This window comes from Gallaecimonas pentaromativorans (assembly GCF_003751625.1).
Lineage (GTDB): Bacteria > Pseudomonadota > Gammaproteobacteria > Enterobacterales > Gallaecimonadaceae > Gallaecimonas > Gallaecimonas pentaromativorans.
Genome location: NZ_RJUL01000009.1, coordinates 79,326 through 106,010, shown reverse-complemented (window position 1 = coordinate 106,010; position 26,685 = coordinate 79,326). Strand labels below are relative to the sequence as shown.

Here is a 26,685-nt window from a genome sequence, read left to right as displayed (position 1 = left end):
GAGAGGATAACGTTATGTCATTCAACATCTCGCTCAGTGGCCTGAACGCGGCCCAGAAAGACCTGGATGTCACCAGTAACAACATCTCCAACGCCAATACCTATGGCTTTAAGGAATCCCGCGCCGAGTTTGCGGACGTGTACGCCAGCTCCATTTTCTCCAACCCCCGTACCAAGGTGGGTGACGGTGCGGTGACCTCTACCGTAGCCCAGCAGTTCAATCAGGGCGCGATGCAGTTCACCAACAACACCTTCGACTTGGCGGTGAACGGCAATGGTTTTTTTGCCATGAGCAGCGATGTCAATTCAAACGACATGGTCTATACCCGTGCCGGTAACTTCAAACTCAACAAAGATAACTACGTGGTAGACAACCAGGGCAACTACCTGAAGGTGTTCCCGGTTAACCCCGATGGCACTTCCGCCTCGGCAGCGCTGTCCACCGCCAAATCCCTGCAGGTGCCTGACGCCGTGGGTACGCCGCTGGCCTCATCCAAGGTGGATATCGACCTTAACCTGCCGGCCGGTGACGACACCCATGATGTGACCGCCTTCGATCCTAGCGATTCCAACACTTACAACAATGCCACCTCGGTAACGGTGTACGACTCTCTGGGTCAGTCTCACACCATGACCACCTATTACGTGAAGCCTACCGGCTCCACCAATACCTGGAACGCCTTTGCCTTTGTTGACGGCCAGCCGGTCAACATCAACGGCAGTACCGGCCCGAGCTACACCGATGCTACCTCCGGTACCACCGTCAACGGTTATGTGATGAACTTCGACTCCACTGGTCAGCCGGGCACACCGCCTACCGTACCGGCTACCATCACCACCGATCCTTTGGGAGCGGTGCTCAGTAACGGCGCCGATGCCACCCAGACCCTGACCATCAATTACAAGGATCAAACCCAGTACGCTGACGCCTTTACCGTTAACTCCATCTCCCAAGACGGCCTCACCGTTGGTCGCCTGACCGGGGTAGAAGTGGGCGCAGACGGCCTGGTGCAAGCCTCTTACTCCAACGGCACCACCGAGCCGCTGGGCCGGGTAGCGCTGGTGCGCTTTGCCAACGAGCAGGGGCTTAGCCAAGTAGGTAACACCGATTGGAAGGCCAGCACCGCCTCCGGCGATCCCCTGGCTGGTGAAGCTGGTACCGGTACCTTCGGTAACATCCGCTCCGGCGCCTTGGAATCATCCAACGTGGATTTGACTCAGGAGCTGGTGGATCTCATCAGCGCCCAGCGTAACTTCCAGGCCAACAGCCGGGCCATCGACGTGGCCAACACCCTGCAGCAGAACATCCTGCAGATCCGCTAAGGCTAAAAGCACCGCGTTAAAAACCCGCCAATTGGCGGGTTTTTCTTTTTTGGCACTGCAATTGCATTCGGTTAAAGCATCGACACTTTGGTGACAGAGGACTGACAGATGGACCATCTGCTTTACCTGGCCATGAGCGGCGCCAACCAGGATATGCAATCCCTGACGGCCCGTGCCAACAACCTGGCAAACGCTAAAACCACGGGGTTTAAGGCCGATTTTGCCCAGGCGCGCGCCATGCAGGCTTTTGGTGAAGGTCTGCCCAGCCGGGTTTTCGCCATGAGCGAAAGACCGGGTCAACGTTTTGACGCGGGTCCTCTGCAGACCACCGGGCGTCCTCTGGACGTGGCGGTGGAAGGTGACGGCTGGTTGGCGGTGCAGGGCACCGACGGCACCGAGGGTTATACCCGGGCCGGCAACCTGCGCATCTCCGACACCGGCCTGTTGGAAAACGCCAAAGGCGGCTTGGTGCTGGGTGACGGCAATGCCCCCATTACTGTCCCGCTGCCCTACAGCAAGCTCGAGATTGGCGGTGACGGCACCGTTAGCGTGCTGCCCCAAGGGGCACCGGCCAATGCCATGGAAGTGGTGGGCCGCATCAAGCTGGTCAATCCCGATGTGAAAGATCTGACCAAAGGTGAAGACGGCCTGTTTCGCCAGAAAGATGGCAACCCGGCGCCGGCCGACGCCAACGTACGCATCATTCAGGGCGCCCTGGAAGGCTCAAACGTCAACCCCGTAGAGGAGATGACCGCCCTTATCGAGCTGCAACGGCAGTTCGAGGTGCAAATGAAGATGATGAAGACTGCTGAGGATATGGACTCGTCCCAGACCAACCTCATGCGTTTGAGCTAAGGAGTCACCCATGAATCCCGCATTGTGGATATCCAAAACCGGCCTTGATGCCCAGCAAACCGATATCTCGGTTATTTCCAACAACTTGGCCAACGCATCGACCGTCGGTTTCAAAAAGGGCCGCGCCGTTTTTGAAGACTTGCTGTACCAGAATGTGCATCAACCCGGCGCCCAGTCTTCTCAGAACACCGAGATGCCGTCCGGCCTGATGCTGGGTACCGGTGTCAAAGTGGCGGCTACCCAAAAGACCTTTACCCAAGGTAACCGCCTGACTACCGACAACAGCCTGGACATGATGATCGAGGGCAAGGGCTTTTTCGAGATCCTGATGCCCGACGGCACCATGTCCTACACCCGTAACGGCCAGTTTGCCTTGGACGATGCCGGTAACCTGGTGACATCCGGCTCCGGTTATGCGGTGCAGCCGGCCATCAACATTCCCCAGAACGCCCAGTCGATTTCAGTCAGCAACGACGGTCAGGTGTCGGTGAAGATCCCTGGCCAGGCTCAAGACCAAGTGGTGGGCCAGCTTAACGTCACCACCTTTGTTAACCCCCAGGGGCTTGAGCCTATCGGCCAAAACCTCTTTCAGGAAACCGGTTCCTCCGGCGCGCCCCAGCAGGGCGTTGCTGGCCTGGACGGCCTTGGCACCATTCAGCAGGGCGCGCTGGAAACCTCCAACGTCAACGTGACCGAGGAGCTGGTCAACCTTATCGAAACCCAGCGCGTCTACGAGATGAACTCCAAGGTGATTTCATCGGTGGACGAAATGATGGGTTACATCAACCAGCAGTTGTAAGGGGGCGTTATGCGTAGCCTGGCTGTATTGACACTGATGGTGCTGGGAGGCTGTGCCACATATGGGCCCAAGCCTATTCCCGATGACCCGGACTTTGCGCCTGTGCTGCCGGCTTTTGAAGAAAAGCCGTTGGTGGCTACCGGCTCGATGTATTACGACGCCGGTGCCCGTGACCTTTATGCCGACCGCAAAGCGGCGAGGGTAGGGGACATCATCACCGTGATGCTCGAAGAGAGCACCAGCGCCAAGAAATCCTCCACCACCGAGCTTAAGAAGAAAAGTGCGGTGGACTTACCGGCGCCAACCGTGATGGGGCGCCCGGTCACCATCAATGGCAATACTTTGGGCATTGGCATCAGCGGTAACAACGATTTTAAAGGCGAGTCCGACGCCGACCAGGCCAACCAGTTGAGCGGTGCTATCTCGGTGCATGTCATTCGGGTATTGCCCAACGGCACCTTGATGGTACGGGGCGAGAAATGGATCACCCTCAACAACGGCGATGAATACGTGCGTCTGACCGGTGTGGTACGCCAGGACGACATCACTGCCGACAACACCGTCTCCTCGACCCGTGTCGCCAATGCCCGCATCCAGTACTCCGGTACCGGCGCTTTCGCTGACGTGCAAAAGCAAGGCTGGCTGGCGCGGTTCTTTAACTCGCCGCTGTGGCCCTTCTGAGGACGCCAAGATGAAACGCTTTTGGTTTCTGGTGTTATTGCTGGCCTTTGGGGCCAAGGCTGAACGCATCAAAGACGTGGCCGATGTGGCCGGGGTGCGTGACAACCAATTGATTGGTTACGGCCTGGTAGTGGGTTTGCCGGGGACTGGCGAGCAGAGCCCCTTTACCGAGCAGTCCTTTGCCTCGATGCTGCGTAACTTTGGCATCCAGATGCCCACCGGCCGGCGACCCAACATCAAGAACGTGGCCGCGGTCGCTATCAGCGCCACCTTGCCGCCTTTTGCCAAACCCGGTCAGCAAATCGATATCACCGTGTCTTCGGTGGGCTCGGCCAAGAGCCTGCGTGGCGGAACTTTGCTGCAAACCTTCCTTAAAGGGGTGGACGGGCAAATTTATGCCCTGGCCCAAGGCAACCTGTTGGTCTCGGGGTTCAGCGCCGAAGGGGCCGATGGCTCCAAGATAGTGGGTAACACCCCCACTGCCGGCCGTATTCCCGGTGGCGCCATTGTCGAGCGGGAAGTGGCTTCGCCCTTTGGCCGCTCCGATTTCATCACTTTTAATCTGCATCGCTCCGATTTCACCACTGCCAAGCGCATGGAAGACACCATCAACAACCTGCTTGGCCCCGGTGTGGCGCGGGCGCTGGATGGCGCTTCGGTGCAGGTGCGCGCCCCTCGCGACGTAGACCAGCGGGTCAGTTTTTTGTCGACCCTTGAGAACCTGGAGTTCACCCCGGCCACCGAGGCGGCAAAAATCATCGTTAACTCCCGTACCGGCACCATTGTGGTGGGGGCAGGGGTACATTTGAAACCGGCAGCCATCACCCATGGCGGCCTGACCATCACCATCAGTGAAAACCCGCAGGTCTCCCAGCCCAATCCGCTGGGCCAGGGCCAAACCGTGGTGACCCCAAACTCCAATGTGCAGGTGAGCGAGCAGCAGGGCCGGATGTTCTATTTCGACCCAGGCGTGACCTTGCAAGATTTAGTACGGGCGGTAAACCAGGTGGGCGCGGCGCCTTCTGATGTGATGGCCATTTTGGAAGCGCTCAAGCAAGCCGGCGCCCTGTCTGGGGAGTTGATTGTCATATGAACGGGCCGCTTTTCACGGATCTGGCGGGGCTTGATGACCTGCGCCAAGGGGCACAAAAGCACGATAAAAAGGCATTGCTGGAAACGGCAAAGCAGTTTGAGTCGATTTTTGTCCGCCAGCTCCTGAAAAGCATGCGTGAAGCCAACGCGGTGTTTGAAAAAGACAGCCCGTTTAACTCCTCTTCCATGAAGTTCTACCAAGACATGCAGGACCAGCAGCTGGCCCTGGATATGTCATCCAAAGGTGGCCTTGGCTTGGCGGAGATCATCGCCGAGCAGTTGCAGCCCGACGGCAAGCACCTGATGCCTGCCTCAGCGCTGGGGGTTAACCGCCACTTTGCCGGTAGCGCAGATGAGAGCGCCAAATCCTTGGCGCTCCCGGCCAAGCCTGGCATCAAGCCAGCGGCAAGTGCGGTTGCCGATACTGCCGGCAGTGACGCGCCAGCAGCCAAAGCTGATAGCGAACAGCCACAAGCGGCGCCAACACCGGCCCCGGCACTGGACTTTGACAGCCCGCAAAGCTTTGTCGGCAGCCTCTTGCCCTATGCCCGGCAAGCGGCCTCCGCCCTTGGGGTCAGCCCACAGGTATTGGTGGCCCAGGCCGCCCTTGAGACCGGTTGGGGCCAAAAGATCCTCAAGGGCAAAGACGGCCAGAGCAGCCTGAACCTCTTTAACATCAAGGCCGGCGGCCAGTGGGATGGCGACAAGGTTACTGCCAGTACCCTCGAGTACGACGGTGGCAAGCCCAAGCGCGAAACGGCCCAGTTCCGCGCCTATCAAAACCCGGCCCAGAGCTTTAGCGACTACGTCAAGTTGCTCAAAGAATCGCCGCGTTATCAGGATGCCCTCAAGTGGGTTAAAGAACCGGCACGGTTCCTGCAAGAGCTTCAAGGCGCGGGCTACGCCACGGATCCGCAGTACGCCAAGAAGATCCTTCAGGTGCTTGACCATCCCGCTTTGAGTAAGGGTACGCCGTAATGTCTAACGATATGATGAGGATCGGGGTATCAGGGATCTATGCCAACCAGATCGCCCTGAATATCGCCGGCAACAACATTACCAACGTCAACACCGACGGCTATTCTCGTCAGCGGGTGGAATTTACCGCCGAGAAGCTGGGGGGCGTGGACCGGGTAACCGTGACCCGGCTGCTGGATCAGTTTGCCCAAACCCAACTGCGCAAAGACACCTCCAACCTGGGCTTTACCGAGTCTTATCTGGCCCAGGCTGACCAGACCGATAAGTTGCTGGGGGATGCCAGCACCGGCATCGGCAACAACATCAGTAGTTTATTCTCCAGCATCAACACCATGAACAACGAAGCCAGCTCCATTTCCAACCGGCAGCTAGCGCTCTCGCAATTTCAGAACATGTTGGCCTCTTATCAGCGCCAGTCCGAGCAGCTGAGCTCGCAGCAAGATGAAGTCAACAAGCAGATAACCTCCTACGCCGAGAAGGCCAACACCCTGATTGGCAACGTGTACAACCTCAACCAGCAGCTAGGGGCGGTGGGCGCCAGCCAAAACGACAGCCAGCGCTCCACCTTGCTGGACCAGCGTGACCAGTACATTCAGCAGCTTTCCGAGTTGATGGACGTGCAAGTGACCCCTGCTCAGGGCGATGCCGTTAACCTGACCATGGCCAATGGCCAGGCCTTGGTGCTGCCCGACAGCCGCGCCACCATCAGCGCTGTGCCGGGTGACCCGGAACCGCGGCGTCTGGAACTGTCGGTGAAACTTGGCACCCAGCCTTACGATATCGAAGCCAAAAAAGTGGGCGGCAAGCTCGGCGGCCTGGGCGCTTATCGTGAAGAGGTGCTGGAACCGGCGCAGCGCCAGCTAGGGCAGATGTCCCTGGCGATGATGGATGCCTTTAATAAGCAGAACAATAAGGGCCTGGATCTCGACGGCAAACTTGGCGGCGATATCTTCAGCCTGCCGGTTGCCACCGCCTACGGCGATGCCGATAACTCCTCGCAGCTGCATCAAGTGACTGGCACCGTGGTCGATGGTACCCAACTGACCGACCAGGACTATCGTATCGTCTTTACCTCGGCCACCGATTACGACGTACAGTCCTTGGACGAATCCGGCAAGGTCACTGGCACCTTGGCCAGCGGCACGGTGCCGGCCAGCACAACGGTCGATGGTTTGCAAATCGACCTAGTGCCCAACGGCGCTTTTGCTGCTGGCGATACCTTTACCTTAAGGCCCACCCGGGACGCTGCCGCCCAGATAACAATGGTGATGCAAAACCCTGAGTCGTTGGCGCTGGCTTCTCCCATCCGGGTAGACCAGGGTTCTTCAAACCTGGGCAGCGCTGCCGTCTCCAGCGTCGATGTCACCAATACCGACCCGGCCACCTCCGGCTTTAGCGCCACTCCGCCGCCGCTACTGGATACCACGGCGCCCGGGCGAGTAGTGTTCGTCAATGACAGTCAATACCAACTGTATGACCAGTCTGGCGCTGCCATTGGCGGCGTGACCGCCTTCGACCCCAATACTGCCATTCCGGCGCCACCTCTGGATTACGGCTTTTCCATCAAGCTCTCCGGCACACCGGCGGCCGGGGACGAATTTACCATCAGCCCCAATATCGACAGCACCGGGGTGATGACGGCCAAGTCGGATAACGGTAACGGCCTGAAACTGGCCAAGTTGCAAACCGACAACATTGTCCGGTTGAACCAATCCGGCGACTCCCCAGTGACTTACCAGAGTGTGTCCAATGCCTTTGCCGGCATGGTCAGCCAGGTGGGGGACCGCACCGGCACCATGAAAATTCAAAACCAGGCTGCCCAAGCCCTGCATGACGAAAGTCAGGGGCGGCTGCAGGCAGTGTCCGGGGTCAACCTGGACGAAGAAGCGGCCAACCTCATCCAGTTCCAGCAGGCCTACACGGCCACGGCCCGGATCCTCTCCACCGCACAGAGCGTCTTTGACAATCTGCTGCAAGCCATAGGGTAAGGTTATGCGCGTATCGACTCAGATGATTTTCCAGTCCGGGCTGACCAACATTCTGGGCAGCCAGGATTCATTGGTGAAGCTGCGTGACCAGGTCAGTACCCAGCAGCGCATCTTGCAGCCCTCTGACGACCCCACCGGCGCCGGTACCGTGTTGCGCCTGGACGAGCAGTTGGGGATCTCCGATCAGTTTCGCAATAACGGCAGCAATCTGAAGTCCAGGCTGGGCCTGGCCGAAAGTACGCTGTCGAGCATGACCGATACCCTGGGTACCACTCGCACCTTACTTATCCAGGCCAACAACGGCGCTAACAGTGATGAGGACCGCAAGGCTCTGGCCGATCAGCTGATCGGGCTGCGGGATCAGTTGCTCGATGCCATGAATACCCAGGATGCCAACGGCGATTACATCTTCTCGGGCAACGAAGGCGGCACCGCGCCTTATCAGATAGTCAATGGCCGCTATGAATACCAAGGCGACCAAGGCAAACAGATGATCCAGGTGGCATCCGAGGTCAAACTCAATGCCAACTTCCCTGGTTTTGAGTTGTTTGACAATCTGTCGCCGGTGTTCTCCGCCACCGGCGCCATGACGGCTGGCGGCGGCACCGTGACCACCGATATTGCCGATGAAGGCCAGTTTGAGTCTTTTTATCGGGGCAATTACGACCCTAACACCCCGGCCGGCAATACTTTCAGTTTCACTACCGCGGCCGGTGCCCCTGATACCTACCAAGTAACTGACAGCGGCGGCAATGTGCTGGCCAGCGGCAATTATGTGCCGGGCGAGCCTATTAACTTCAACGGCCTTAACGTCACCCTGGATGGCGCCGCCGGTGCCAGCGCCGATGTGACCCTCGATCCGCCTAAGCGCGACAACATTTTGAACGTGCTGACCGACTACGCCGGACTTTTGACGGATCCCACCCGCACCACTGATCAGCGGCAAGCGGATGCCCAGTATGCGCAAAACATTGCCGTTCAGACCTACAACAGCGTAGTGGGCGGGCAGGCGCAGATAGGGGGACGGGTCAATGTGATTGAGAACCTGGATAACAGCTCCCAGGCCTCCGACATCATCATCAAATCCAACCGCGCTGATATTGCAGAAGTGGATATCGGTGAGGCGGTATCGAAGCTCGCTCAACAACAAACCATCATGCAGGCCGCGTATTCCGGGTTCCAAATGGTGAATTCGCTGACTTTGTTCAACTACGTGAAGTAGTTGGCACGTCTATTGCTTTAACAAAAGGGTGGCGCAGTTTCGTTGCGCTGAACAGATTCTTCAATCTCGAAGGAGAGGATCATGGCACTTTATGTGAACACCAACGTGGCCTCACTGAACTCGCAACGAGTCATGTCACGTTCTACCGATGAGCTGCAAACCAGCTACGAGCGTTTGTCTTCTGGCCTGCGTATCAACAGCGCCAAAGACGATGCTGCCGGTCTGCAGATCTCTAGCCGCTTGACGGCGCAGATAAACGGTCTTAACCAAGCAGCCCGAAATGCTAACGACGGTATTTCTCTTGCCCAGACCGCAGAAGGTGCGTTGGATGAATACACCAACATCGTTCAGCGTATGCGTACCCTAGCGGTGCAGGCGTCCAACGGGTCCAACAGTACTGCCGACAGTACTGCACTGAGCCAGGAATACGGTCAGCTCTCTGACGAATTGGACCGTATTTCCGCGCAAACTCAGTTTGCTGGCGTAAACCTGCTGGACGGCAGCTACTCTGCCAACTTCCAGATTGGTGCCAACGTTTCGCAAACCATCAGCATCGCCATTACTCAGAGCTTTGGCCATACCGGTGTTGGCCTGGGTACGACCATCGCCACCTTTGATGCTGCCCAAAGCCAAATCGCGGCTCTGGACTGTGCTCTGAACATTGTGAACACCACCCGTGCCAACCTGGGTGCTACCCAGAACCGTTTCAGCTCGGTTATCCGTTCACAACAGAACACCGCACAGAACCTGACAGCGTCCCGGTCTCGTATTCAGGATGCCGACTACGCTGCTGAAACAGCGACCTTGGCCCGTAACACCGTGCTGCAGCAGGCTGCCAGTTCCATGCTGAGCCAGGCCAACCAACAGCCGCAGATCGCTTTGTCCTTGCTGCAAAACTAATTTTTGCCTTATTAGCTGGACAGTAAATTGCCGTAAAAACCGCCGTTTAGGCGGTTTTTCTATTTTCTTCTTTTTTTATAACTAAAAGTTCTAAAAGTTTTTTTCAGGCAGGGCGATACAGGAGGTGAACGAAATGTGTGGCGAGAGGTGAGCCAGGGCGTATGCCAAGTCACCACGCCTGACTCGAATTAACAGGAGACTTTATCATGGCTCTGTACGTCAACAGCAACATCTCTTCTCTGAACTCTCAGCGTGTACTGTCCAGGTCTACTGAAGAACTGGGTACTAGCTATGAGCGCCTCTCATCCGGTCTGCGCATCAACAGTGCAAAAGACGACGCCGCCGGTCTGCAGATCTCCAACCGTCTGACCGCTCAGATCAACGGTCTGAACCAAGGCGTTCGTAACGCCAACGACGGTATCTCCCTGGCTCAAACCGCTGAAGGTGCCTTGGACGAATACACCAACCTGCTGCAGCGTATGCGTACCCTGTCTGTTCAGGCCTCCAACGGTTCTAACAGCACTGCTGACAGTACCGCACTGAGCCAGGAATATGGCCAGCTGGCTACCGAACTGGACCGTATTTCCAACCAGACTCAGTTTGCCGGTGTTAACCTGCTGGACGGTAGCTACTCAGCCAGCTTCCAGATCGGTGCCAACGTTTCGCAAACCATCAGTATCGCCATCACCCAAAGCTTCGGCCACTCCGGTGTTGGCCTGGGCACCGCCATTGCAAGCTTTGACGCTGCTCAGAGCCAAATCGCGGCTCTGGATTGCGCTCTGAACATTGTGAACACCACCCGTGCCAACCTGGGTGCTACCCAGAACCGTTTCAGCTCGGTTATCCGTTCACAACAGAACACTTCTCAGAACTTGTCTGCTTCCCGGTCTCGTATCCAGGATGCTGACTACGCCGCTGAAACTGCCACTCTGGCTCGTAACAGCGTACTGCAACAGGCTGCCAGCTCCATGCTGAGCCAAGCCAACCAGCAGCCGCAAATCGCACTGTCGCTGTTGCAATAAGGTTGATAGGATGGTGCCTATTTAGGCACCATCCATTTTCAGCTCGATATAACGGGAGAATGGGCAATGAGTGACGTATCTACTATGCTCTCAAACAGCCTTGGCGATACCGCTTCCGGTTCTCTTCCTGCCATTTCCAGCAAAACTTCTGCGACTCCCAGCTTCGATACGCCTGTAACGCAGCCTGTTTCTGGCAAAGAAGATACGCCTGCGGATACAAGGCAAAGTTTGTCCGATGCTGTGCAAGTCCTTGCCGAGTTCGTTAATCTGCGGGGCCACAACCTCAACTTTTCTACAGATGAATCCAGCGGCCGCACTGTTGTCAAAGTGCTTGATGCACAGACGGGGGACGTTATTCGGCAAATTCCTTCTGAAGAAGTGCTGAAAACGGCAGACAGAGTTCGTCAATTGCGAGAAGAGCTGGGAGCTAAAATCGGCATATTTCTTGATAGTAACGTCTGATCACGTTCAGACAGAGGAGACATAGTCATGGCTGGTGTAACGAATGCGGGTATAGGTTCAGGCCTTCAACTCGAAGATCTCATCAGCGTCTATGTCAACGCTGAGAAGGCGCCTAAAGAGGCGATCCTTAATCAGAAAGAAGAAACCACTAATTCCCAGCTTTCCGGTATCGGACAGCTGAAATCTGCGTTGTCGACCTTTCAGGATATCGTCAAAAAACTGACCGATCCTAAGGCGTTTGACCAAAACACCGTTGCTATCACCGGCCCCAACACCGACGCTTTCTCTGTTGAAACCAACAATGCCAGTAAAGGTAACTTCCAAGTAGAAGTGCAACAGTTGGCCAAAGGGACTCGGTTGTCGTCGGCTGCGATTGCCGGTGGCTCAAGCACCACCTTTGGTGCCGGTAAGCTGACATTCAATGTTGGTGATAAGTCTCTTGATATCACAGTTGACGACGGTGACACCCTGTCGGTCATTCGTCAGAAAATAAATGACGCTGGTGGTGATTTGGGGGTTAGCGCCAACATCATCAACGGTGATGACGGTGCCCGGCTGACCCTGACCTCCAATACAACAGGAAGTGCCAATAATCTGACGGTTACCTCAACCGGTGACGCATCATTGTCAGCACTCTCTACGGGATTGTCTGTTACTCAGGCAGCGCAAGATGCGGTAATAACCGTTGATGGCACCACCATCAGTAGCGATACCAACACCTTTAAGGATGCTATCGCTGGGGTTACCTTGACCGCCAAAGCAGTAACAACCGGGGCAAATACCTTGGATGTCAGCCGTGATACCGATGGTATCAAGAGCATGATCAAGGATTTTGTTGACGGCTATAACGCACTCAAAGCCTCCCTCGATACGTTAGGGGCGCCGGGCAGCGGTGGTGACGGCGATGATTCTGTGGCTGGGGGCGCCCTGGCATTTGACCCGTTGGTACGGTCTATCAAAAACCAGACGCAAAACGCCTTGACCGGCTCTATAGAAGCTCTTTCTGGAGGGATGGATAGTCTTTACAAGGTGGGGATCACCTTCGACAACAGCGGTAAAATGGAGATCCTCTCCTATGGTATCGGCAATGGCCCCAGCGGTGAAGACCGCCTTACCGACGCCATCAACAACAACGCTGCACAACTTGGCGAGCTTTTTGCTAGGAATAACCCGACAGGAAATGACTCCAAGGATAAGGGATTTGCCGTAAAACTCGATGAGATCCTAACCTCTTATACTGAGCCGAAAGGAGCTATCGCAGAAAGGCAAGGGTCCCTGAATGATACACTCAAGTCTATTTCTCAGCAGAGAGATGACCTGACGTTGCGACTGTCCAATTATGAGGCAACCATGCGAGCTCAGTTCGATGCCTTGGACCAAATCGTCGCACAGTATCAGTCGACAGGGGATTACCTGACGAGTGCTCTGGCTTCCTTGCCCTCAGTCAAAAGCAAGGACTAAATAGCCGGAGGCGTTACTGACCAGAAAAGGGCCTAAGTTATGCGAATGAACATCAAGCAGTATCAAGGTGCAGACAAAAACGCAAGGCTACTGAATGCCGATCCGCACCAGGTCATTCTGATGTTGATGGATGGCGTGCTGGAAAAGATTGCCGTAGCCAAAGGCTGTGTTGAACGCCAGGATATTCAAGGTAAATCGCAGGCTATCAACAGTGCGGTGTCACTGATAAGTGGTCTGCAAGGGGTGCTGGATTTTGACAGTGAGCCTGAGGTTTCCCAAAACTTTGCTAGTTTTTATGACGTGATGATCCGCAAGCTACTGGAAGTCAGCGCCTCCCGTGAACCTTCCGCATTTGATGAACTACACGAACTCTTCTCCCCTCTGAGAAATGCTTGGCGAGACATGCCGCAAGAGCACAAAGACCAAGGCATGGAAAAACTCCGCCAAAAAGCGCCGGCTTAAATGGCTTCTTTTGAAGAGCTGCTGGTCGACTTGGAAGCGTTGCAAACTTCACTTGCAAGCAGCTTCCAAGACCAGCAGTGGCAGCTTCATTCCCAGCAATTATCACAACGACAACCTCTTCTGAACGCGTTGCATCAAGCGGCGTTGCAAGAAGAAAAGTTCGCTGAATTTCGCGTTGTCGCCGAGAAGGTGGCATCCTCTGATCGCGCTTTCCAAAAAGATGCCAAAACACAGCTTCAAACCGTAGAATCGAATATGCTGAAGCAAAAAAAAAGTGCCAAGGCTATAAAGAACTACATGAGTAACGCGGCTCAAAACTAAAGGTAAACCAGAATATGTCTGACACATTGCCACTGATTGAAGAAACCATCCGGGATCTAGAGGAGAAAATTGATGTTCTCCAAGGCATTGTTGACAGGCAAAAGCAGCGCTCTAGCGGATATCAGGAGTTGTCCGACAGCTTTACTCTGATTGGCTTTGACGATAATTATCTCGTGGGCCACTACCATCAAAATATGGCGGCTTTGGAGAAATATTTCCCTGATGTACACAAGGCAATGCTGGAATATAAGCCTGTTCGTTATCACATCGATGTCGTCGACAACCTACCCAATATCCGAGATAAAGAAACGGGTGCACTGGTTTACACTCAACCAGCATTTACCACATCGCTTTGTCAGTACGAAGAATTTTGCCTGGCACCAAAGATGTCTCACTCGCGGATCCAATATACCCATGAAAACCCCATGGGATTTATGCATGTGGACTATTTGAACCAGCTGGTAACCGCATCGGATAAATTCGTAGAAGAAAGCGTTGGTGGCGAGCGTTTACCTAAAGACGTGGGCATGATGCTGGTGTTTGGTATGGGTCTTGGCTTTCATGTCGAGCTGCTTGCCATCAACCACAACATTCACCACCTTTATATCATTGAGCCAGACTTGGACATTTTTTATGCCAGTCTTTTTACTACTGCCTGGTTTCATGTTTTACCTCTTATAGATGAACGAGGCGGTACTCTGCAGCTAAGCTTGGGTGTCGAGGCGGAAGAGTTTTTTGAAGCTCACATGAGCGACAGCTCTATTCGTGGTCGCTATAACATCATCTCTACTTATGGCTTTGTACACTATCAAACCAAAGCCATCGCGGAGCTTCTGGAACATTATAAAAATCGCTATTACGAGCTCAGCATGGGCTGGGGATTTTATGATGATGCAGTAATGTCGATTGCCCACCAAGGGCGCAATATTCATAACGATGTACCTTTCGTTAAAATTGCTGGCAAGACCGCACATCCGCTGAAGAACGTTCCGGTGTTTATTTGTGGCAATGGCCCGTCTTTGGATCGCCATGCCGAGTTTTTGCGGCAAAACCAAGACAAAGGCATTGTGATTTCCTGCGGCACTGCGCTGCGGGCATTGAAAAAGCATGGTATTACGCCGGACTTTCATTGTGAGCAGGAGCGGACCTATCCTATCGCCGGTTTGCTAGACGACATTAAAGATCCTGAGTTTTTGCGAGACCGGGTGCTGCTGGCTCCGGGAACGGTACACCCTGAGGTCTTTAAAAAGTTTGCCAAGGCCTTTATGGCTCCCAAGCATGGTGAACCTGCGACCGATGCCCTGGAAAGCATTCCTGGGTTTAGCGACGAGTTTGAATCGGCACTACACATCAACCCGACCGTTGCCAATACTGCTGTGTTCATGTCCCATGCCCTTGGCTTTCGAACCCTCTACCTTTTCGGTGTCGACCTGGGCCACCAACGGGATGGTAATCACCACTCGGTGCACAGTGTCTACTACAAGGCCGATGGCGCAGACCGCGGTATTTATCGGGAAACTGACGACTATGTTGTACCCGGTAACTTTGGCGGCGAGGTGGTGACCAATGCCTTTTTCAACCTCTCCCGCATTTGTATCGAGCGGTTGCTTCGTCGCCGCCCCGAATTGATGTGTTTCAACCTGGGTGAAGGGGCACTTATTCGAGGTGCCATTCCCTGCAATCAAGAAGATGTATTGCTGGCCAGTGGGATGGACAAGGCGGATGTCATGGAGATGGCTACCCATTTTAATGTGGACAGCCAAGGTGCCAGCCGGTTTGAAGCACCCTACTGGGATTGTCTGGCGCCGCCCAAGGTGGACGCGCTCAGTGAAGCGCTGCTTGATATTCTGCAACCGGATGTGGATAGCCGCCGGGCCGGTTCTTTACAGATGGAAGAAGTGATGGAGCGCCTGCGTGATGAGAGCCGGGCCGGTCGCCCTTACCTGAATTCCCTGTTTGAAGGCAGCATGCTCTACTACCACGCTGTTCTGGTACGCGTGCTTTATGCTCCCACCGATGACACCCGTTGTGTAGCGGCTTATAACGAGCTGAAGCAGATTTACTTAGACTTTCTGCGGGCTGTTCCGGCGCATTATCGCATGCACTACCAGCGCCCCAACAGTTTGTCGCTGCAAGAAGGCTATAACGACTGGATTGTGACCGAAGAAGGTGAGGGCGCCTGATGACTAACGTCTTTGAAAACCAGTACCAGGCCAGAGGACTGCAGTCTCAGCGCCGTTACCCGAACGACGCTCTTATCGGTTTTCTGGCCGGGCATTACTTTGGCTTGCCGTTGAGCGAGAGGCGCCAGATAAAAGTGCTTGAACTGGGGTGTGGCTCTGGGGCAAATCTTTGGATGATTGCCCGAGAAGGTTTTGATGCCCACGGCTTGGACTACGCGCCTTCCGGTTTGACCTTGTGTCAGCAGGTATTAGACGACTGGGGCGTGAGTGCCGAGCTCAAGCAGGGAGATATGACGGCGCTACCTTATGAAAATGCCGACTTTGATGCCATTGTCGACGTAGTCTCTATGCAGCACCTGACTCTCGAGCAGCACCGTAAGGCTCTTGCCGAGGTACAGCGTTGCCTTAAACCCGGTGGCCAGTTCTTTTCCTTTCACTTAGGACAAGGCTCCAGCGCCTTTGCTGCTGATGCGCCACGTCTTGACGAAGTGACGCTTGCCGACATTCCAGCCGGTTATCCGCTGGCAGGGAATGGCCAAACAGCATTTTTGAGTGCAAATGGCTTCAAGAACCTTGCCTGTGATGCCGGTTTAGCAGACGTGACGGTAGATACTCTGGTACGCAGTTACGGTCAGCAGGCTCAGCATGTTGAATACCTGGTGTTGACCGCCGCCAAGGGTTAACCAGGCTGTCTGCTGGTAAGGATTTCTCGTGGAACTGATGCCTCTGACGGATGCCCATTGGCCGGCGCTTAGCCGCTTGCCCAATTGCTCGGCACTGTGGTCTCCCTGCCATCGTGAATATTACCGCCAATACTTCCAGCGGCCTTTTGTTGACCATAGCTTGGCTGTTGTTCACCAAGGTGAACTGGCCGGGGTTCTGCTGGCCACGCTTGACGATAGGCAACTTGGATTTTTTGGCGGCCCGGCTCGGCTACTGATTGCCCCTGGGCTTGCCGAGGCGCGCAAGTTGGAGGCTGAGCGACTTCTAACCAAGGCTTTTTCCGCAGAGTTTATGGATAAGGCCAGCGTGCTTTCCTATCAGTTCCCGGCCAAGGTCCCTGACGGCATTGCCACTGCTTTGTTGGATGCCGGCGCTACGACTGCCGTGCATTTTGAGCAGGAAATTGCCCTTGGCGATGATGACGTGCTGTGGAGCGGTGTGCGAAAGAGTTACCGCCAAGGAGTACGTTGGGGGCAGCAAAATCTTGAACTGCGTTTAGTAGACGCTACCAACCTTGATGTTAGCGACATGGAGCGGTTTCGGTTATTCCATGAGCGGGTGGCCGGGCGTGCTACCCGCTCATTGTCGTCTTGGCAGGCCCAGCAGAAGCTTATCGCCGACAACGAAGCATTTGCAGTATTTGCCTCCCTTGATGGGCAACTTGTTGCAGCGTCGCTTTTTCTCTGTGGTGCCAGCCGTGCCTATTATGGCGTCGGTGTTTACGACAGGGATCGCTTCAACCTGCCCATCTCTCACTACCCACTCTACGCTGGCTTGCAGCGGGCTCGTGAGCGTGGTTGTACCGTCATGGACATGGGCCCTATCGCCTTTGCCGGTGATGGTGACCCTAAATTGGCGCAAATCGGGCTTTTTAAACGCGGCTTCGGTGGCGACTTACAGCCCTGGCTGTGCCTCAGCCTGGCTCGATAAGCCTGACCTAGGTCTTCAAAGGTGGTACCTTTGCCGTTGCTTTATAGGGCTAAGGAATCAGCAAGCGCCTTGAGGCCTATTCCTGAGTTCTTCAATGACCGGTGGACCCATGAGTGAATTTCTTGACGCCAACCTGTTGGTGATCACGCAGCGCTGGCCCGAGCTGATGGCTAGTCTAAATCAAGTTTCTTCCATTCCTCTGGATGCGGCGCAACTGGTAGAAGGCCTTGATAGTACGTTGATGGTAAACGGTGTGCAGTTGACCAGCCGTCACGCTCGCATCACCGAGGCAAAGACTCAAGCAGCCAGCCTGCCCGAGACGGCCGCTACCGTGCATCTATATGGCACAGCCCTTGGTGATATTCAGCAGGTGCTGCTGGCACGCAGTAACCTGCAGCAGTTGCAAGTGCACATCCTCAACGAAGCCATATTCCTCTTGGTATTGCAGCTGCTGGACCAACGGCACTGGTTGAGTGATCCCAGAGTTTCTCTGCAGTTGGCAGCTAACAGCCCAGATATCCAACTGCCGTTTCTGGTCAGTCCCGCCGAGTTGGTGTTGGTTAGTGACACCAACGCCAAGATCCGTGACAGGTTGGTAAGCGAGCTGGATTTGCCCTTCAATAACCGGCGTTTTCTGACCGATGCGCCCGAGCGGTTGGCTCGCATCGAGGCTAACCGCCACTTTTTTGCCAAAGACCTGGATGTTCGCCAGCTGTTTGGCATAGCGAAAACACCAGAGGTTTGGGTGGTTGCCACAGGCCCCTCTCTTGAGCAGCATTACGCCTATATCCGTGAGCGACGTAAGCAGGCCAATGCGCCGCTGCTTATCGCCGTGGATACCGCACTTAAGCCCTTGCTGGATAACGGTATTCGCCCTGACGTTGTAGTAACCCTCGACTTTGGCATCATCGAACAGGAGCTACCTTGCAGCCAAAGCGGCGGCATCGGCCTAGTGTATTTTCCTACCACCAACGGCGATGTTCTGGCGGCATGGCAGGGGCCTCGTTACCTGGCATTGACCACCAGCCCCTTCTTTGACCGGCTTCGCCAGCAACTGGATAGGGGCCTACTTAACAACGCCGGCTCAGTTATCCACCCGGCGCTTGACTTGGCTGTTCAGGCTGGTGGGCAACAGGTAGTGATGTTTGGCGCCGACTTTGCGTTCCCGGGCGATCGCACCCACGCCGGGTGGGAGAACGGCGAACTTGGGCTGGCACCGGGGCAAAGCGTGGAGTGGACTCTCGACGGCTATGGCCAGCGGGTCAAGACGCTTCGCAACTTTCGCAGTTACCTGTGCGGGGTGGAACGCTTTATTGCCAGGCACCCTCATGTCACCTTCTATAACAGCTCAAAAGCCGGTGCTTTAATACAGGGCGCCGCCTTTCATCCCGATTTGGTGACCTTATGAAGACTCTTGCCCAATGCCAGCAGCAATGCCTGGCCCTGGCCCGCTTGTTTCGTTTAGGTATGAATACCGAAGCGGCCCTTGAGATGGTACCGCTGCTTGAGCAGATAACCGCTCAGCTTACGGCTGGAGGTAAGCCCCAGCCAGAGCTGTTGCAAGTCCTTGGGATGATGCTGGGCTGCCAGGAACGCCAGGATTGGCTAGGGCTCGCCGACTATCTGGAGTTCGAGCTTCAGGAACTGATAAGTGCTCCAGTATGAAAGAACCGGCGAGAATGCCGGTTCTGTCTTTTCACACCAGCAGCTCCCAGGCAACGGCAGTACCGGCGGTAATGGGTTTGGCGGTGCGCCTGCCGATAACGGCATCCTGATGTTTAGGAGCAAGGCCGAACCCCGGGCGGATCCGGCGAATATGTTGCGGCGCTATCACAGTGCCTGCCGGCAGATCGGCAACAAAGTAGAGGGAGCGACGAAAACGCAGGTTGGCCTTCTCACCTTCACTGCGCTGGTCTTCGCCATTGCCAAGGGCCTCCCAGGCGCCAAGACAATCCCTGGCAAGCCCAGCTAGCTCATCCGGTTCTAACGAAAAGGCCGCATCCGGGCTGTCGTCATTGCGGCTGAGGATAAAGTGCTTTTCGACAATGCTGGCACCCAAGGCTACGGCGCTGCTGGCAGCCAATGTACCCAGGGTATGGTCCGATAATCCCACTACCGCCTTGAAGCGCTCGGCCAAGGTCAGCATGCGTTTAAGGTTGGCATCTTTGAGTGGTGTCGGGTAAGCGCTGATGCAATGGAGCAGAGCGATATCCCGGGCTCCATTATCCCGCGCACAAGCCAGAGTCTCGGCAATTTCCTCAAAATTGCTCATACCAGTGGAGATGATAAGAGGCTTTCCGGTGCTAGCCATTTTGGCCACCAGTGGCAGATCGGTGGCTTCGAATGACGCCACCTTGTAGGCCGGCGCGTCCAGCGATTCGAGAAAATCTACCGCCGTTTCATCAAAGGGCGAGGAGAATACCGCCAGGCCTTTTTCTCTTGCCCGTTCAAACAGCGCCTGGTGCCAATTCCAAGGGGTGTGCGCCTTGTCGTACAACTGGTAAAGGTTGTAACCATCCCACAATCCGCCCTCAATCCGAAAGTCGGGTAAGTTTAGGTTCAACGTCATGGTGTCTGCGGTGTAGGTTTGCAGTTTGATGGCCTGCACTCCCGCCGCAGCTGCTGCATCGACATGGGCTAGCGCCTTTTCCAGTGAGCCGCTGTGGTTGGCCGACAACTCGGCAATGATGAAGGGCGGCGCACCGGCCCCGATGGGGAACTTGTCGATAAAAAAGCCGTGGCTCATAAAACGACCTCATATTGGCGTGGCCCGGTCTGGCCGAACCCCGCTTTAGCAAATAAGGATTGGGAGGCGCGGTTATCTGGGTGGATCTCCGCTGTTAGCCTGCCGACCACTTGCATACGTTGCAATTGTATCAAGGCTTGCAGCCCCAGGCCTTTACCGCGAGCCTGTTGGCTAAGAAGGATGGAGACTTCTCCTTGCCCCTCATGTTGTTTATCCAAACGCAGCATGCCAAGGGCCTCACCGTTCAGCTCAATAGCCCAAAGCAGGCAGTTGTCGTTAGCAAGGGCGCTGGCAAACCAGCGTTGATGGTCCGCCCAGTCAGGCGTCTCTGGATTACGCGAATAAGTGCGCGCACCAGGCTCGTTTTGCCAGGCAAAAAGAGCCTCGCAGTGTTCGGTGGTCATAGCTCTAAGCGTCACTATCGTGCTTGATAAGGACTCGAGGGCGCGGATAATTCGTTCAGCGCCTTTGCCATCACAAAGGGCTTGTGCGCGCAGGCTCATCTGCTGGCAAAGCGCCTTGTCCTGCCAAACCCTTGTTAGCGTTTGTACAAACATATTTTCGTCAAAGCGGGGCAGGGTTATAGCGGCTCCGGCGGCCGCCAGGCTTTGGGCGTTATGCTGCTGATTACTTGCCAGCACCAGCTGCAGACTGGGCAGCGCGCAGGCGCAGCGTTCCCATGCACTGGTGCCTGGCGCACCAATGGCGAGCCGGGCTAGGCGCATTTGCTCCCCCATGGTGTTGCAATCTATCGCCAGGGTTAACCAGGGAAGCTGCTTGGCGCGCGCTGTTAAGTCGCGAAGATGTGGTGCCTTGCTGCTGATAGCCAACGTCACCTCAAAACCCAGTGTGGGTTGTAGCTTTGCCAACCAGGTCAGTAGCCGGCTGTTGTCGTTCTCGCTATCCATACCCCCTAGGCTCAGTAGCAACTTGTTGCTAGGAGCATGTTGTACCTTTGATGGGTAAAACTCCGGCCTTAATGGCGCAAAGTCCGGGCCGGTCAGGGCACAATTCCATACGGGAAGTGGGTAGTCGGCCTGAGTCCGGCCAGGGCCGCTGTCGATGAGTAAATCTGCAAGGTGCGCCCGGCCGGGCAGGTCGTCAATCACGGCAAGTTTCAGGGCCGGACGGCTTTTCAGTACCTGCCGCTCCCAGGCGGCATCCAACTGGTAATGGTCGACCAGCAGCAGTGCGGCGTCACTGTCTAGCGCACTTAAGGTCTCTGCTGCATCTTGTTGCGGGCTGACGGTCAGCCAACTGCCATCGTCTTCGTTACTTGCTTCTAGCCAGGTGACTGGCCAGTCTGCCAGCCAAGTGCTGGCAGCGCCAGGCAGTGCCCTGCAGATAAACTGCACCTGTCCTGGCCAAGCTTTGGCCAGGGTCAGGCAGCGGCTGAGATGGCCAAGGCCAATACGCTGGCTGCTGTCGACCCTAAACACCAGTTTCATCAACGGACCTTGAATACCGGTTCCAGGAATTTGCCGCGAAAATGCTTTGCCATAGAGCCCTCGGCTTCTACTTCGGCCAGCAGCGGCAGCACGTTAGCGTAGCAGGCGATTAGCGCGTCGATATCGGCCTCACTATGGCTGAGATTGAGGTTGTGAGACCCAAGGCTTAAAAAGCCCTGTTCGATAAGTTCTTGCATCAGAAGGCTTTTCAGCTCAAGCACCGAGTAACGGCTAGGGGTGATGTTTAAGAAGGACCAGCTAGGGTGCCCCGACACGTTAAAAAGGTGGCCAAGACCATGGCTGGCGATAAGGTTTTGCAGCCCGTCAATCAATCTGTTGCCAAGTTCAGCCAGGCGCTCCGGGCCCTTGCGGCGGCGAAGTGCCTCAATGCAGGCCTTGGCGGCGGCTAGAGACAGGGTTTCGCCGCCAAAGGTGCCGGAGAAAAAAATGTCGTTCATTTTAGCCATGATGTCGGCGCGGCCCACCACTGCCGACAGCGGGAAGCCGTTGGCCATCCCCTTGCCGAAGGTGGCCAGGTCGGGGGTTACCCCAAACAGGGCCTGGGCGCCACCGATATCAAAGCGAAAACCGGTGATGGTTTCATCAAATACCAGTACTGCGCCCTGGCGGCGAGTCAGCTCGGCAACCCCTTCTAAAAAACCGGGCTTGGGGTATTGCACGTTCATCGGCTCAAGGATCACCGCGGCAAACTCGCCGGGGTGGCTGGCGAGCAGCTGTTCGAGGCTTGCCAGATCGTTATAGGCAAAGGTATGAGTTAATGCCTTAACGGCCTTGGGCACCCCAAGGTCTCGCGAGGTGGCGCCGATGTACCAGTCTTGCCAGCCGTGATAGCCACAGACGGCTACCCGCTCGCGGCCGGTAAAGGCGCGCGCCAGACGAATAGCAGCCGAGGTGGCGTCGGTCCCGTTTTTGCCAAACCGCACCTGCTCGGCACAGGGAATGAGCTCTACCAAGAGTTCTGCTACCTGTGCCTCAAGTGGGTGGGGGAGGGAGAGGATAGAGCCTTGCTCCAGTTGGGCCACCACCGCCTGGTTTACCTCTTTGTCGGCGTAACCAAGGCTGATACACAGCAGACTGGAGATGAAATCGGTGTATTGATTGTCGTCCAGGTCCCACACTTGGCTGCCTTTGCCTTTTTGCAAAAACAGCGGGGCAACCCCTTGGGGTTGGGCCAACTTACTTTTTGAAAAGGTTTGGGTGGCCAGGGGAATGGTTTTTTCGGCGCGCTCTAGCCAGGCCGCAGAATTGTCGAAGTTACGCATCCTGTTTCTCCTTGGAGGTACTGCCGGCGTTGCGCACTAGGTGTTGGTTGCTTTGAGCAAGGTCGGGGTGCTGGTCTAAATAGTCGATAACGTCTTGAGTGGTGAAAGCCGGGTTCGCGGGGTAGAGCGCTTGGTAGATCTGCCTGACCAGCGCCAGATCCTCCGGGTTGTCCACGGTCAGCCTCAGCTCCGGGCGGGGCGGGTTACGCTTTAGCTCGCTCCAGCGGATATCGTCTTTGTGGGCCTGAAAGTAGTAGGTGACGTGCTCTCGCTCCATGGCGGTGCTGGCCACCTGAGAGAGTTTTTCCAGCCAGGGTGCGGTTACTATTTCCGCGTCCAGGCCATCGGGAAAGGTCGGGTGCCAGCAGTTGTTGCTGTAGTCAAAGTGGCCGCGAAGATGCTGCTCGATGAGTTGGTCAATGACGCTTGGATCGGCAAGGGGGCAATCGGCTGTCAGGCGCACCACCTGAGTCGGTTTGTAAGCCTTGGCGGCACTACTGAAACGGGCTAGGACATCGCGCAGGCTGCCGCGATAAAGGGCGATGCCGTTCTCAGTGCACCAGTTCGCCAAGGGATCGTCGCTGGCATCATCCGAAGTGGCGACCACCAGTTTGTCAATTTGCTTGCAGCGGGCCAAACGTTCCAGTTGGCGGCCAATCATCGGCATGCCCAGCACATCCGCCATCACCTTGCCCGGCAACCGGGTTGAGCTCATGCGCGCTTGCAGTATTGCCAGGATCATCTCTAACCTCTCAGGATGTGGGCCAAAGGGACGGGTTTATCAGTTGTACGTCACTGCAGGCGAGTGCTTTCATCGAGTCAGGCTTGGCCTTGGCTTTGGCCGCAATCAGTGCGGTTAGCTGCTCTGGGTTTTGCACTCCGACAACCCAACCATCAACCTGTGTTTGCGCTGATGCAAAATCCAGAGCGCGCTGCAGCGGCTCGCCGGGTAATCTGTCCCAACGCTCAAGTGCCTGGGCATTGGCGGTCCAATGAGGGCGCTGGGCTTGGGGCATTAACAGCAGCCCTTGCAGGAACAGCGAGCGGGCATGAACGGTTATCCCCCGCGCCTTAAGCTCAGGCAGCATGGCAAAAAAGCGTTGGTCTAAAGGGTTGGCCGGTAGTTGCACTGCATCTATATCGGCGCTGTCGAGCACCTGCTTGAGCTCTTCTGGACTGTAAACGGACACCCCCAGTTGTTGGCACAATCCCTCGGTTTTCAGCGCGGCAAATTCGCCAAGACGTTGTGGCGCCAGCAGCGAGTGGGCGCGATGGGCCAGCACGGCTTTTACCTGATTGCGGCCAAGGGCGCTAAGGCATTGCTCCAGTTGCATACGTGCTTGGCCTGGCTGCCACTCGCCGAGCTTGGTAACAATGTCAAAAGGGTGGCGCATCAACTGGCCGAGCCTCGCTTGGGCGTTGCCGTACAAAGCGGCGGTATCAAGGGTGTCGATACCTGCTTCATAGGCTTGCGTCAGTAAGGCCGATAGTGCTGAGTCGCCTAGTGTCGAACCGTCGTGGGCGATGCCATAAGACAGGCCAAACTGCACTGTACCCAGCACCAGCTTCACCGCAGCGACTCCAGTACCTGTTGCTGCTGAGCATCGGTCATGTCCACGAACAGCGGCAGGGTGAGCGCCTCACGGTAGTACTGCTGGGCGCCGGGGTAATGGGCCGGGTTTTGGCCAAGGCTTTGGTAATAAGGCTGGTTGGGTATGGGGATGTAATGGAGGTTCACCCCGATACCAGCGCTGCGCAAGGCGCTGAATTTCTCGGCTTTTTGCGAAAGGCTGATGCCAGGGTAGCGCACCACGTACAGGTGGTAGGCGCAGTGGGCCGGCGCGTTGATGGCAAGGGGCTGCCAGGGCGTGGGCAGGGCCTTGTCATAGTTCGCGGCCAGGGCCTGGCGCTTGGCCATAAAGCCCGGCAGTTTGTGCAACTGGCTGAGGCCAAGGGCGGCGCCGATGTCGGTCAAACGGTAGTTAAAGCCCAGCTCGGTCATGGCGTAGTACCAGTCGCCATCGGGGGCGCTCGGCATCTTTTGCACATCGCGGGTGATGCCGTGGCTGCGCAGGCTGCTTATGCGTTCGGCCAGCACCGGATTTTGGGTAACCGCCATGCCGCCTTCGCCGCTGGTGATGGGTTTGACCGGGTGAAAGCTGAACACGCAGATATCGCTATGGCGGCACTGGCCCACTCTATCGGCGCCGTCATAGGCGCCAAGGGCGTGGCTGGCATCTTCGATGATGCGAATGTCATAGGGGCGGGTCAGGGCGCCAAGGGCGGCCATGTCGACGCTTTGGCCGGCCAGATGCACCACCACCAGCACCTTGGGCAGGGTGCCTTGGCGCTCTGCTTCACCAAGCTTTGCAGACAGCGCTTTTAGGCAAATATTACCGGTGAGCGGTTCGACATCGACAAAGTCCACCTCACTGGCGCAGTAACGGCCGCAGTTGGCCGACGCTACAAAGGAAACGGCGCTGGTCCACAGTCTGTCACCAGGGCCCAGTTCTAATGCCAGGCAAGCGAGATGCAGCGCCGAGGTGGCCGAGTTGACCGCTACCGCATAGTTGGCGCCGCAAAACTGGGCAATGGCCTGCTCAAAGCGGGGCACCAGTGGCCCCTGAGTCAGAAAGTCGCTACTAAGGACCTCCAGTACCGCTTGGATGTCGTCGTTGTCGATATGCTGGCGGCCGTAGGGGATCATTTCAGGGCCTGTTCGTTCATGACCTTGAGTTCTTCCACGGTCAGGTAGTGATCGTTGTTGAAGGAGTTGTATTCGAAACCGGGCTCCACCAGCTTGCCGTTTTCACCCAGGCCATTGGCGCTGAAGTCGTTGGTGCGACTGTAGAAAGTGATAGACGGGGTTATCACGAAATGGTCGTGATATTCGTAGGTATGGTAGGAGTCATCGGCCGGGCACATCACTTCATGCAGCTTCTCGCCGGGGCGGATACCCACTTCTTTTTGTGCCAGCCCCGGCGCCATGGCCGTGGCCAGATCCGGGATACGCACCGAGGGAATTTTCGGCACAAAAATTTCGCCGCCCTGCATGCGTTGGAAGTTGGTCAGCACGAATTCCACCCCTTGTTCCAAGGTGATCCAAAAGCGGGTCATGTCCTTGTGGGTAATGGGCAGGTGGTCGGTGCCGTTATCGATAAGTTTTTGAAAAAACGGCACCACTGAGCCGCGAGAACCCACCACGTTGCCATAACGCACTACAGAAAAATGGGTGGGGTGTCGCCCTGCCATATTATTGGCTGCCACAAAAAGTTTGTCTGAAGCCAGCTTGGTGGCGCCGTATAGATTGATGGGGTTGGCCGCTTTGTCGGTGGACAAGGCAATGACTTTGCTGACGTTATTGGCAAGCGCCGCATGGATGACGTTTTCCGCGCCGGTAATATTGGTGCGGATACATTCAGTGGGGTTGTATTCGGCGGCCGGTACCTGTTTGAGGGCGGCGGCATGAACAACGTAGTCAACGTCTTTAAAGGCCTGCAGCAGCCGTTCCCGGTCACGCACATCCCCAAGGAAGTAGCGCATGCAGGGGGCGTCGAACTCTTGACGCATCTCAAATTGCTTGAGTTCGTCCCGGGACAAAATGATCAGCCGTTTCGGGTTGTAACGGGCCAGCACATGGCGCACGAACATGTGGCCGAAAGAACCGGTACCACCGGTAACCAGGATTGACTTGTTATCGAACATGCCATTTCTCCAAATGGGGTTGGCTCACAGGGCTAAAGCAAAATGCGCGCCATGACGCAAAACACAAAGATATTAAAATTAATGTTCGCTGAACACTGGCAT

26 protein-coding genes are annotated in these 26,685 nt (G+C 56.0%); 19 read left to right on the top strand and 7 right to left on the bottom strand.

Annotated elements, in window-relative coordinates; all coding sequences use genetic code 11:
- Window positions 1-14 precede the first annotated feature (14 nt).
- The 19 genes from flgE (at window position 15) to EDC28_RS15930 (ending at window position 19,066) form a co-directional block, all read left to right on the top strand.
- Window positions 15-1,322, top strand: coding sequence for a flagellar hook protein FlgE (gene flgE, locus EDC28_RS16020; RefSeq protein ID WP_123422288.1), 1,308 nt, complete (start codon window positions 15-17; stop codon window positions 1,320-1,322).
- Between the two features lie 108 nt (window positions 1,323-1,430).
- Window positions 1,431-2,177 carry a flagellar basal-body rod protein FlgF gene (flgF, locus tag EDC28_RS16015; RefSeq protein WP_123422287.1) on the top strand — a complete coding sequence of 249 codons (747 nt, stop codon included), beginning with the start codon at window positions 1,431-1,433 and terminating at the stop codon, window positions 2,175-2,177.
- Window positions 2,178-2,187: 10 nt separating this feature from the next.
- Entirely contained in the window at window positions 2,188-2,976 is a 789-nt protein-coding gene (flgG, locus tag EDC28_RS16010; RefSeq protein WP_050660570.1) for a flagellar basal-body rod protein FlgG, read from the top strand.
- Between the two features lie 9 nt (window positions 2,977-2,985).
- Entirely contained in the window at window positions 2,986-3,657 is a 672-nt protein-coding gene (gene flgH, locus EDC28_RS16005) for a flagellar basal body L-ring protein FlgH (RefSeq protein WP_123422286.1), read from the top strand.
- Between the two features lie 10 nt (window positions 3,658-3,667).
- Window positions 3,668-4,750, top strand: a complete 1,083-nt coding sequence (locus EDC28_RS16000) for a flagellar basal body P-ring protein FlgI (RefSeq protein WP_123422285.1) — start codon at window positions 3,668-3,670, stop codon at window positions 4,748-4,750.
- A complete protein-coding gene (gene flgJ, locus EDC28_RS15995) occupies window positions 4,747-5,727 on the top strand; it encodes a flagellar assembly peptidoglycan hydrolase FlgJ (protein WP_123422284.1) in 981 nt (326 codons plus the stop codon). Before EDC28_RS16000 ends, flgJ begins: the two co-directional genes overlap by 4 nt.
- 11 nt (window positions 5,728-5,738) lie before the next feature.
- Entirely contained in the window at window positions 5,739-7,715 is a 1,977-nt protein-coding gene (gene flgK / locus EDC28_RS15990; RefSeq protein ID WP_198174042.1) for a flagellar hook-associated protein FlgK, read from the top strand.
- Between the two features lie 4 nt (window positions 7,716-7,719).
- Window positions 7,720-8,937: a flagellar hook-associated protein FlgL gene (gene flgL, locus EDC28_RS15985; protein WP_083445998.1), complete on the top strand. Its 1,218-nt coding sequence runs from the start codon at window positions 7,720-7,722 to the stop codon at window positions 8,935-8,937.
- 81 nt (window positions 8,938-9,018) lie between these two features.
- Window positions 9,019-9,837: a flagellin N-terminal helical domain-containing protein gene (locus EDC28_RS15980; RefSeq protein WP_123422283.1), complete on the top strand. Its 819-nt coding sequence runs from the start codon at window positions 9,019-9,021 to the stop codon at window positions 9,835-9,837.
- Between the two features lie 206 nt (window positions 9,838-10,043).
- Window positions 10,044-10,859 carry a flagellin N-terminal helical domain-containing protein gene (locus tag EDC28_RS15975; RefSeq protein WP_123422282.1) on the top strand — a complete coding sequence of 272 codons (816 nt, stop codon included), beginning with the start codon at window positions 10,044-10,046 and terminating at the stop codon, window positions 10,857-10,859.
- 66 nt (window positions 10,860-10,925) lie between these two features.
- Window positions 10,926-11,321, top strand: a complete 396-nt coding sequence (locus EDC28_RS15970) for a flagellar protein FlaG (RefSeq protein ID WP_083445976.1) — start codon at window positions 10,926-10,928, stop codon at window positions 11,319-11,321.
- Between the two features lie 27 nt (window positions 11,322-11,348).
- Window positions 11,349-12,782, top strand: coding sequence for a flagellar filament capping protein FliD (gene fliD / locus EDC28_RS15965; RefSeq protein WP_123422280.1), 1,434 nt, complete (start codon window positions 11,349-11,351; stop codon window positions 12,780-12,782).
- 39 nt (window positions 12,783-12,821) lie between these two features.
- The gene (gene fliS / locus EDC28_RS15960) at window positions 12,822-13,244 is read left to right on the top strand and encodes a flagellar export chaperone FliS (RefSeq protein ID WP_050660292.1); all 423 of its coding nucleotides are present in this window, start codon (window positions 12,822-12,824) and stop codon (window positions 13,242-13,244) included.
- On the top strand, window positions 13,245-13,565 hold the full coding sequence (locus EDC28_RS15955; RefSeq protein ID WP_050660293.1) for a hypothetical protein: 321 nt from the start codon (window positions 13,245-13,247) through the stop codon (window positions 13,563-13,565).
- 14 nt (window positions 13,566-13,579) lie between these two features.
- Window positions 13,580-15,748, top strand: a complete 2,169-nt coding sequence (locus EDC28_RS15950; protein WP_123422279.1) for a motility associated factor glycosyltransferase family protein — start codon at window positions 13,580-13,582, stop codon at window positions 15,746-15,748.
- A complete protein-coding gene (locus EDC28_RS15945) occupies window positions 15,748-16,431 on the top strand; it encodes a class I SAM-dependent methyltransferase (protein ID WP_050660295.1) in 684 nt (227 codons plus the stop codon). Before EDC28_RS15950 ends, EDC28_RS15945 begins: the two co-directional genes overlap by 1 nt.
- Window positions 16,432-16,468: 37 nt before the next feature.
- Window positions 16,469-17,401 carry a GNAT family N-acetyltransferase gene (locus tag EDC28_RS15940; RefSeq protein ID WP_232338749.1) on the top strand — a complete coding sequence of 311 codons (933 nt, stop codon included), beginning with the start codon at window positions 16,469-16,471 and terminating at the stop codon, window positions 17,399-17,401.
- Between the two features lie 109 nt (window positions 17,402-17,510).
- Window positions 17,511-18,809, top strand: coding sequence for a motility associated factor glycosyltransferase family protein (locus tag EDC28_RS15935; RefSeq protein ID WP_050660297.1), 1,299 nt, complete (start codon window positions 17,511-17,513; stop codon window positions 18,807-18,809).
- On the top strand, window positions 18,806-19,066 hold the full coding sequence (locus EDC28_RS15930) for a hypothetical protein (protein ID WP_050660298.1): 261 nt from the start codon (window positions 18,806-18,808) through the stop codon (window positions 19,064-19,066). The genes EDC28_RS15935 and EDC28_RS15930 overlap by 4 nt, the downstream gene beginning before the upstream one ends.
- A 31-nt stretch (window positions 19,067-19,097) precedes the next feature.
- On the opposite strand, the gene pseI is transcribed toward EDC28_RS15930, so the two are convergent.
- From pseI to pseB, 7 genes are read right to left on the bottom strand one after another with little or no spacing between them, the layout of a single operon-like run.
- The gene (gene pseI / locus EDC28_RS15925; protein WP_123422278.1) at window positions 19,098-20,147 is read right to left on the bottom strand and encodes a pseudaminic acid synthase; all 1,050 of its coding nucleotides are present in this window, start codon (window positions 20,145-20,147) and stop codon (window positions 19,098-19,100) included.
- Window positions 20,144-21,595 carry a UDP-2,4-diacetamido-2,4,6-trideoxy-beta-L-altropyranose hydrolase gene (gene pseG, locus EDC28_RS15920; RefSeq protein ID WP_123422277.1) on the bottom strand — a complete coding sequence of 484 codons (1,452 nt, stop codon included), beginning with the start codon at window positions 21,593-21,595 and terminating at the stop codon, window positions 20,144-20,146. The genes pseI and pseG overlap by 4 nt, the downstream gene beginning before the upstream one ends.
- Window positions 21,595-22,878, bottom strand: coding sequence for an aminotransferase class III-fold pyridoxal phosphate-dependent enzyme (locus EDC28_RS15915; protein WP_050660301.1), 1,284 nt, complete (start codon window positions 22,876-22,878; stop codon window positions 21,595-21,597). The genes pseG and EDC28_RS15915 overlap by 1 nt, the downstream gene beginning before the upstream one ends.
- Window positions 22,871-23,620: a cytidylyltransferase domain-containing protein gene (locus EDC28_RS15910; protein WP_050660302.1), complete on the bottom strand. Its 750-nt coding sequence runs from the start codon at window positions 23,618-23,620 to the stop codon at window positions 22,871-22,873. Before EDC28_RS15910 ends, EDC28_RS15915 begins: the two co-directional genes overlap by 8 nt.
- A gap of 10 nt (window positions 23,621-23,630) precedes the next feature.
- A complete protein-coding gene (locus EDC28_RS15905; RefSeq protein WP_050660303.1) occupies window positions 23,631-24,449 on the bottom strand; it encodes an aldo/keto reductase in 819 nt (272 codons plus the stop codon).
- Window positions 24,446-25,585 (bottom strand): UDP-4-amino-4,6-dideoxy-N-acetyl-beta-L-altrosamine transaminase, encoded by a 1,140-nt coding sequence (pseC, locus tag EDC28_RS15900; RefSeq protein WP_123422276.1) that lies wholly within the window; start codon window positions 25,583-25,585, stop codon window positions 24,446-24,448. The genes EDC28_RS15905 and pseC overlap by 4 nt, the downstream gene beginning before the upstream one ends.
- Window positions 25,582-26,583, bottom strand: coding sequence for a UDP-N-acetylglucosamine 4,6-dehydratase (inverting) (gene pseB / locus EDC28_RS15895; protein ID WP_050660305.1), 1,002 nt, complete (start codon window positions 26,581-26,583; stop codon window positions 25,582-25,584). Before pseB ends, pseC begins: the two co-directional genes overlap by 4 nt.
- Window positions 26,584-26,685: the final 102 nt, after the last annotated feature.

Bases quoted from the DNA above. Each gene is read 5' to 3' on its own strand.
- flgE (WP_123422288.1), top strand. From the start codon at position 15: ATGTCATTCAACATCTCGCTCAGTGGCCTGAACGCGGCCCAGAAAGAC.
- flgF (WP_123422287.1), top strand. From the start codon at position 1,431: ATGGACCATCTGCTTTACCTGGCCATGAGCGGCGCCAACCAGGATATG.
- flgG (WP_050660570.1), top strand. From the start codon at position 2,188: ATGAATCCCGCATTGTGGATATCCAAAACCGGCCTTGATGCCCAGCAA.
- flgH (WP_123422286.1), top strand. From the start codon at position 2,986: ATGCGTAGCCTGGCTGTATTGACACTGATGGTGCTGGGAGGCTGTGCC.
- EDC28_RS16000 (WP_123422285.1), top strand. From the start codon at position 3,668: ATGAAACGCTTTTGGTTTCTGGTGTTATTGCTGGCCTTTGGGGCCAAG.
- flgJ (WP_123422284.1), top strand. From the start codon at position 4,747: ATGAACGGGCCGCTTTTCACGGATCTGGCGGGGCTTGATGACCTGCGC.
- flgK (WP_198174042.1), top strand. From the start codon at position 5,739: ATGATGAGGATCGGGGTATCAGGGATCTATGCCAACCAGATCGCCCTG.
- flgL (WP_083445998.1), top strand. From the start codon at position 7,720: ATGCGCGTATCGACTCAGATGATTTTCCAGTCCGGGCTGACCAACATT.
- EDC28_RS15980 (WP_123422283.1), top strand. From the start codon at position 9,019: ATGGCACTTTATGTGAACACCAACGTGGCCTCACTGAACTCGCAACGA.
- EDC28_RS15975 (WP_123422282.1), top strand. From the start codon at position 10,044: ATGGCTCTGTACGTCAACAGCAACATCTCTTCTCTGAACTCTCAGCGT.
- EDC28_RS15970 (WP_083445976.1), top strand. From the start codon at position 10,926: ATGAGTGACGTATCTACTATGCTCTCAAACAGCCTTGGCGATACCGCT.
- fliD (WP_123422280.1), top strand. From the start codon at position 11,349: ATGGCTGGTGTAACGAATGCGGGTATAGGTTCAGGCCTTCAACTCGAA.
- fliS (WP_050660292.1), top strand. From the start codon at position 12,822: ATGCGAATGAACATCAAGCAGTATCAAGGTGCAGACAAAAACGCAAGG.
- EDC28_RS15955 (WP_050660293.1), top strand. From the start codon at position 13,245: ATGGCTTCTTTTGAAGAGCTGCTGGTCGACTTGGAAGCGTTGCAAACT.
- EDC28_RS15950 (WP_123422279.1), top strand. From the start codon at position 13,580: ATGTCTGACACATTGCCACTGATTGAAGAAACCATCCGGGATCTAGAG.
- EDC28_RS15945 (WP_050660295.1), top strand. From the start codon at position 15,748: ATGACTAACGTCTTTGAAAACCAGTACCAGGCCAGAGGACTGCAGTCT.
- EDC28_RS15940 (WP_232338749.1), top strand. From the start codon at position 16,469: ATGCCTCTGACGGATGCCCATTGGCCGGCGCTTAGCCGCTTGCCCAAT.
- EDC28_RS15935 (WP_050660297.1), top strand. From the start codon at position 17,511: ATGAGTGAATTTCTTGACGCCAACCTGTTGGTGATCACGCAGCGCTGG.
- EDC28_RS15930 (WP_050660298.1), top strand. From the start codon at position 18,806: ATGAAGACTCTTGCCCAATGCCAGCAGCAATGCCTGGCCCTGGCCCGC.
- pseI (WP_123422278.1), bottom strand. From the start codon at position 20,147: ATGAGCCACGGCTTTTTTATCGACAAGTTCCCCATCGGGGCCGGTGCG.
- pseG (WP_123422277.1), bottom strand. From the start codon at position 21,595: ATGAAACTGGTGTTTAGGGTCGACAGCAGCCAGCGTATTGGCCTTGGC.
- EDC28_RS15915 (WP_050660301.1), bottom strand. From the start codon at position 22,878: ATGCGTAACTTCGACAATTCTGCGGCCTGGCTAGAGCGCGCCGAAAAA.
- EDC28_RS15910 (WP_050660302.1), bottom strand. From the start codon at position 23,620: ATGATCCTGGCAATACTGCAAGCGCGCATGAGCTCAACCCGGTTGCCG.
- pseC (WP_123422276.1), bottom strand. From the start codon at position 25,585: ATGATCCCCTACGGCCGCCAGCATATCGACAACGACGACATCCAAGCG.
- pseB (WP_050660305.1), bottom strand. From the start codon at position 26,583: ATGTTCGATAACAAGTCAATCCTGGTTACCGGTGGTACCGGTTCTTTC.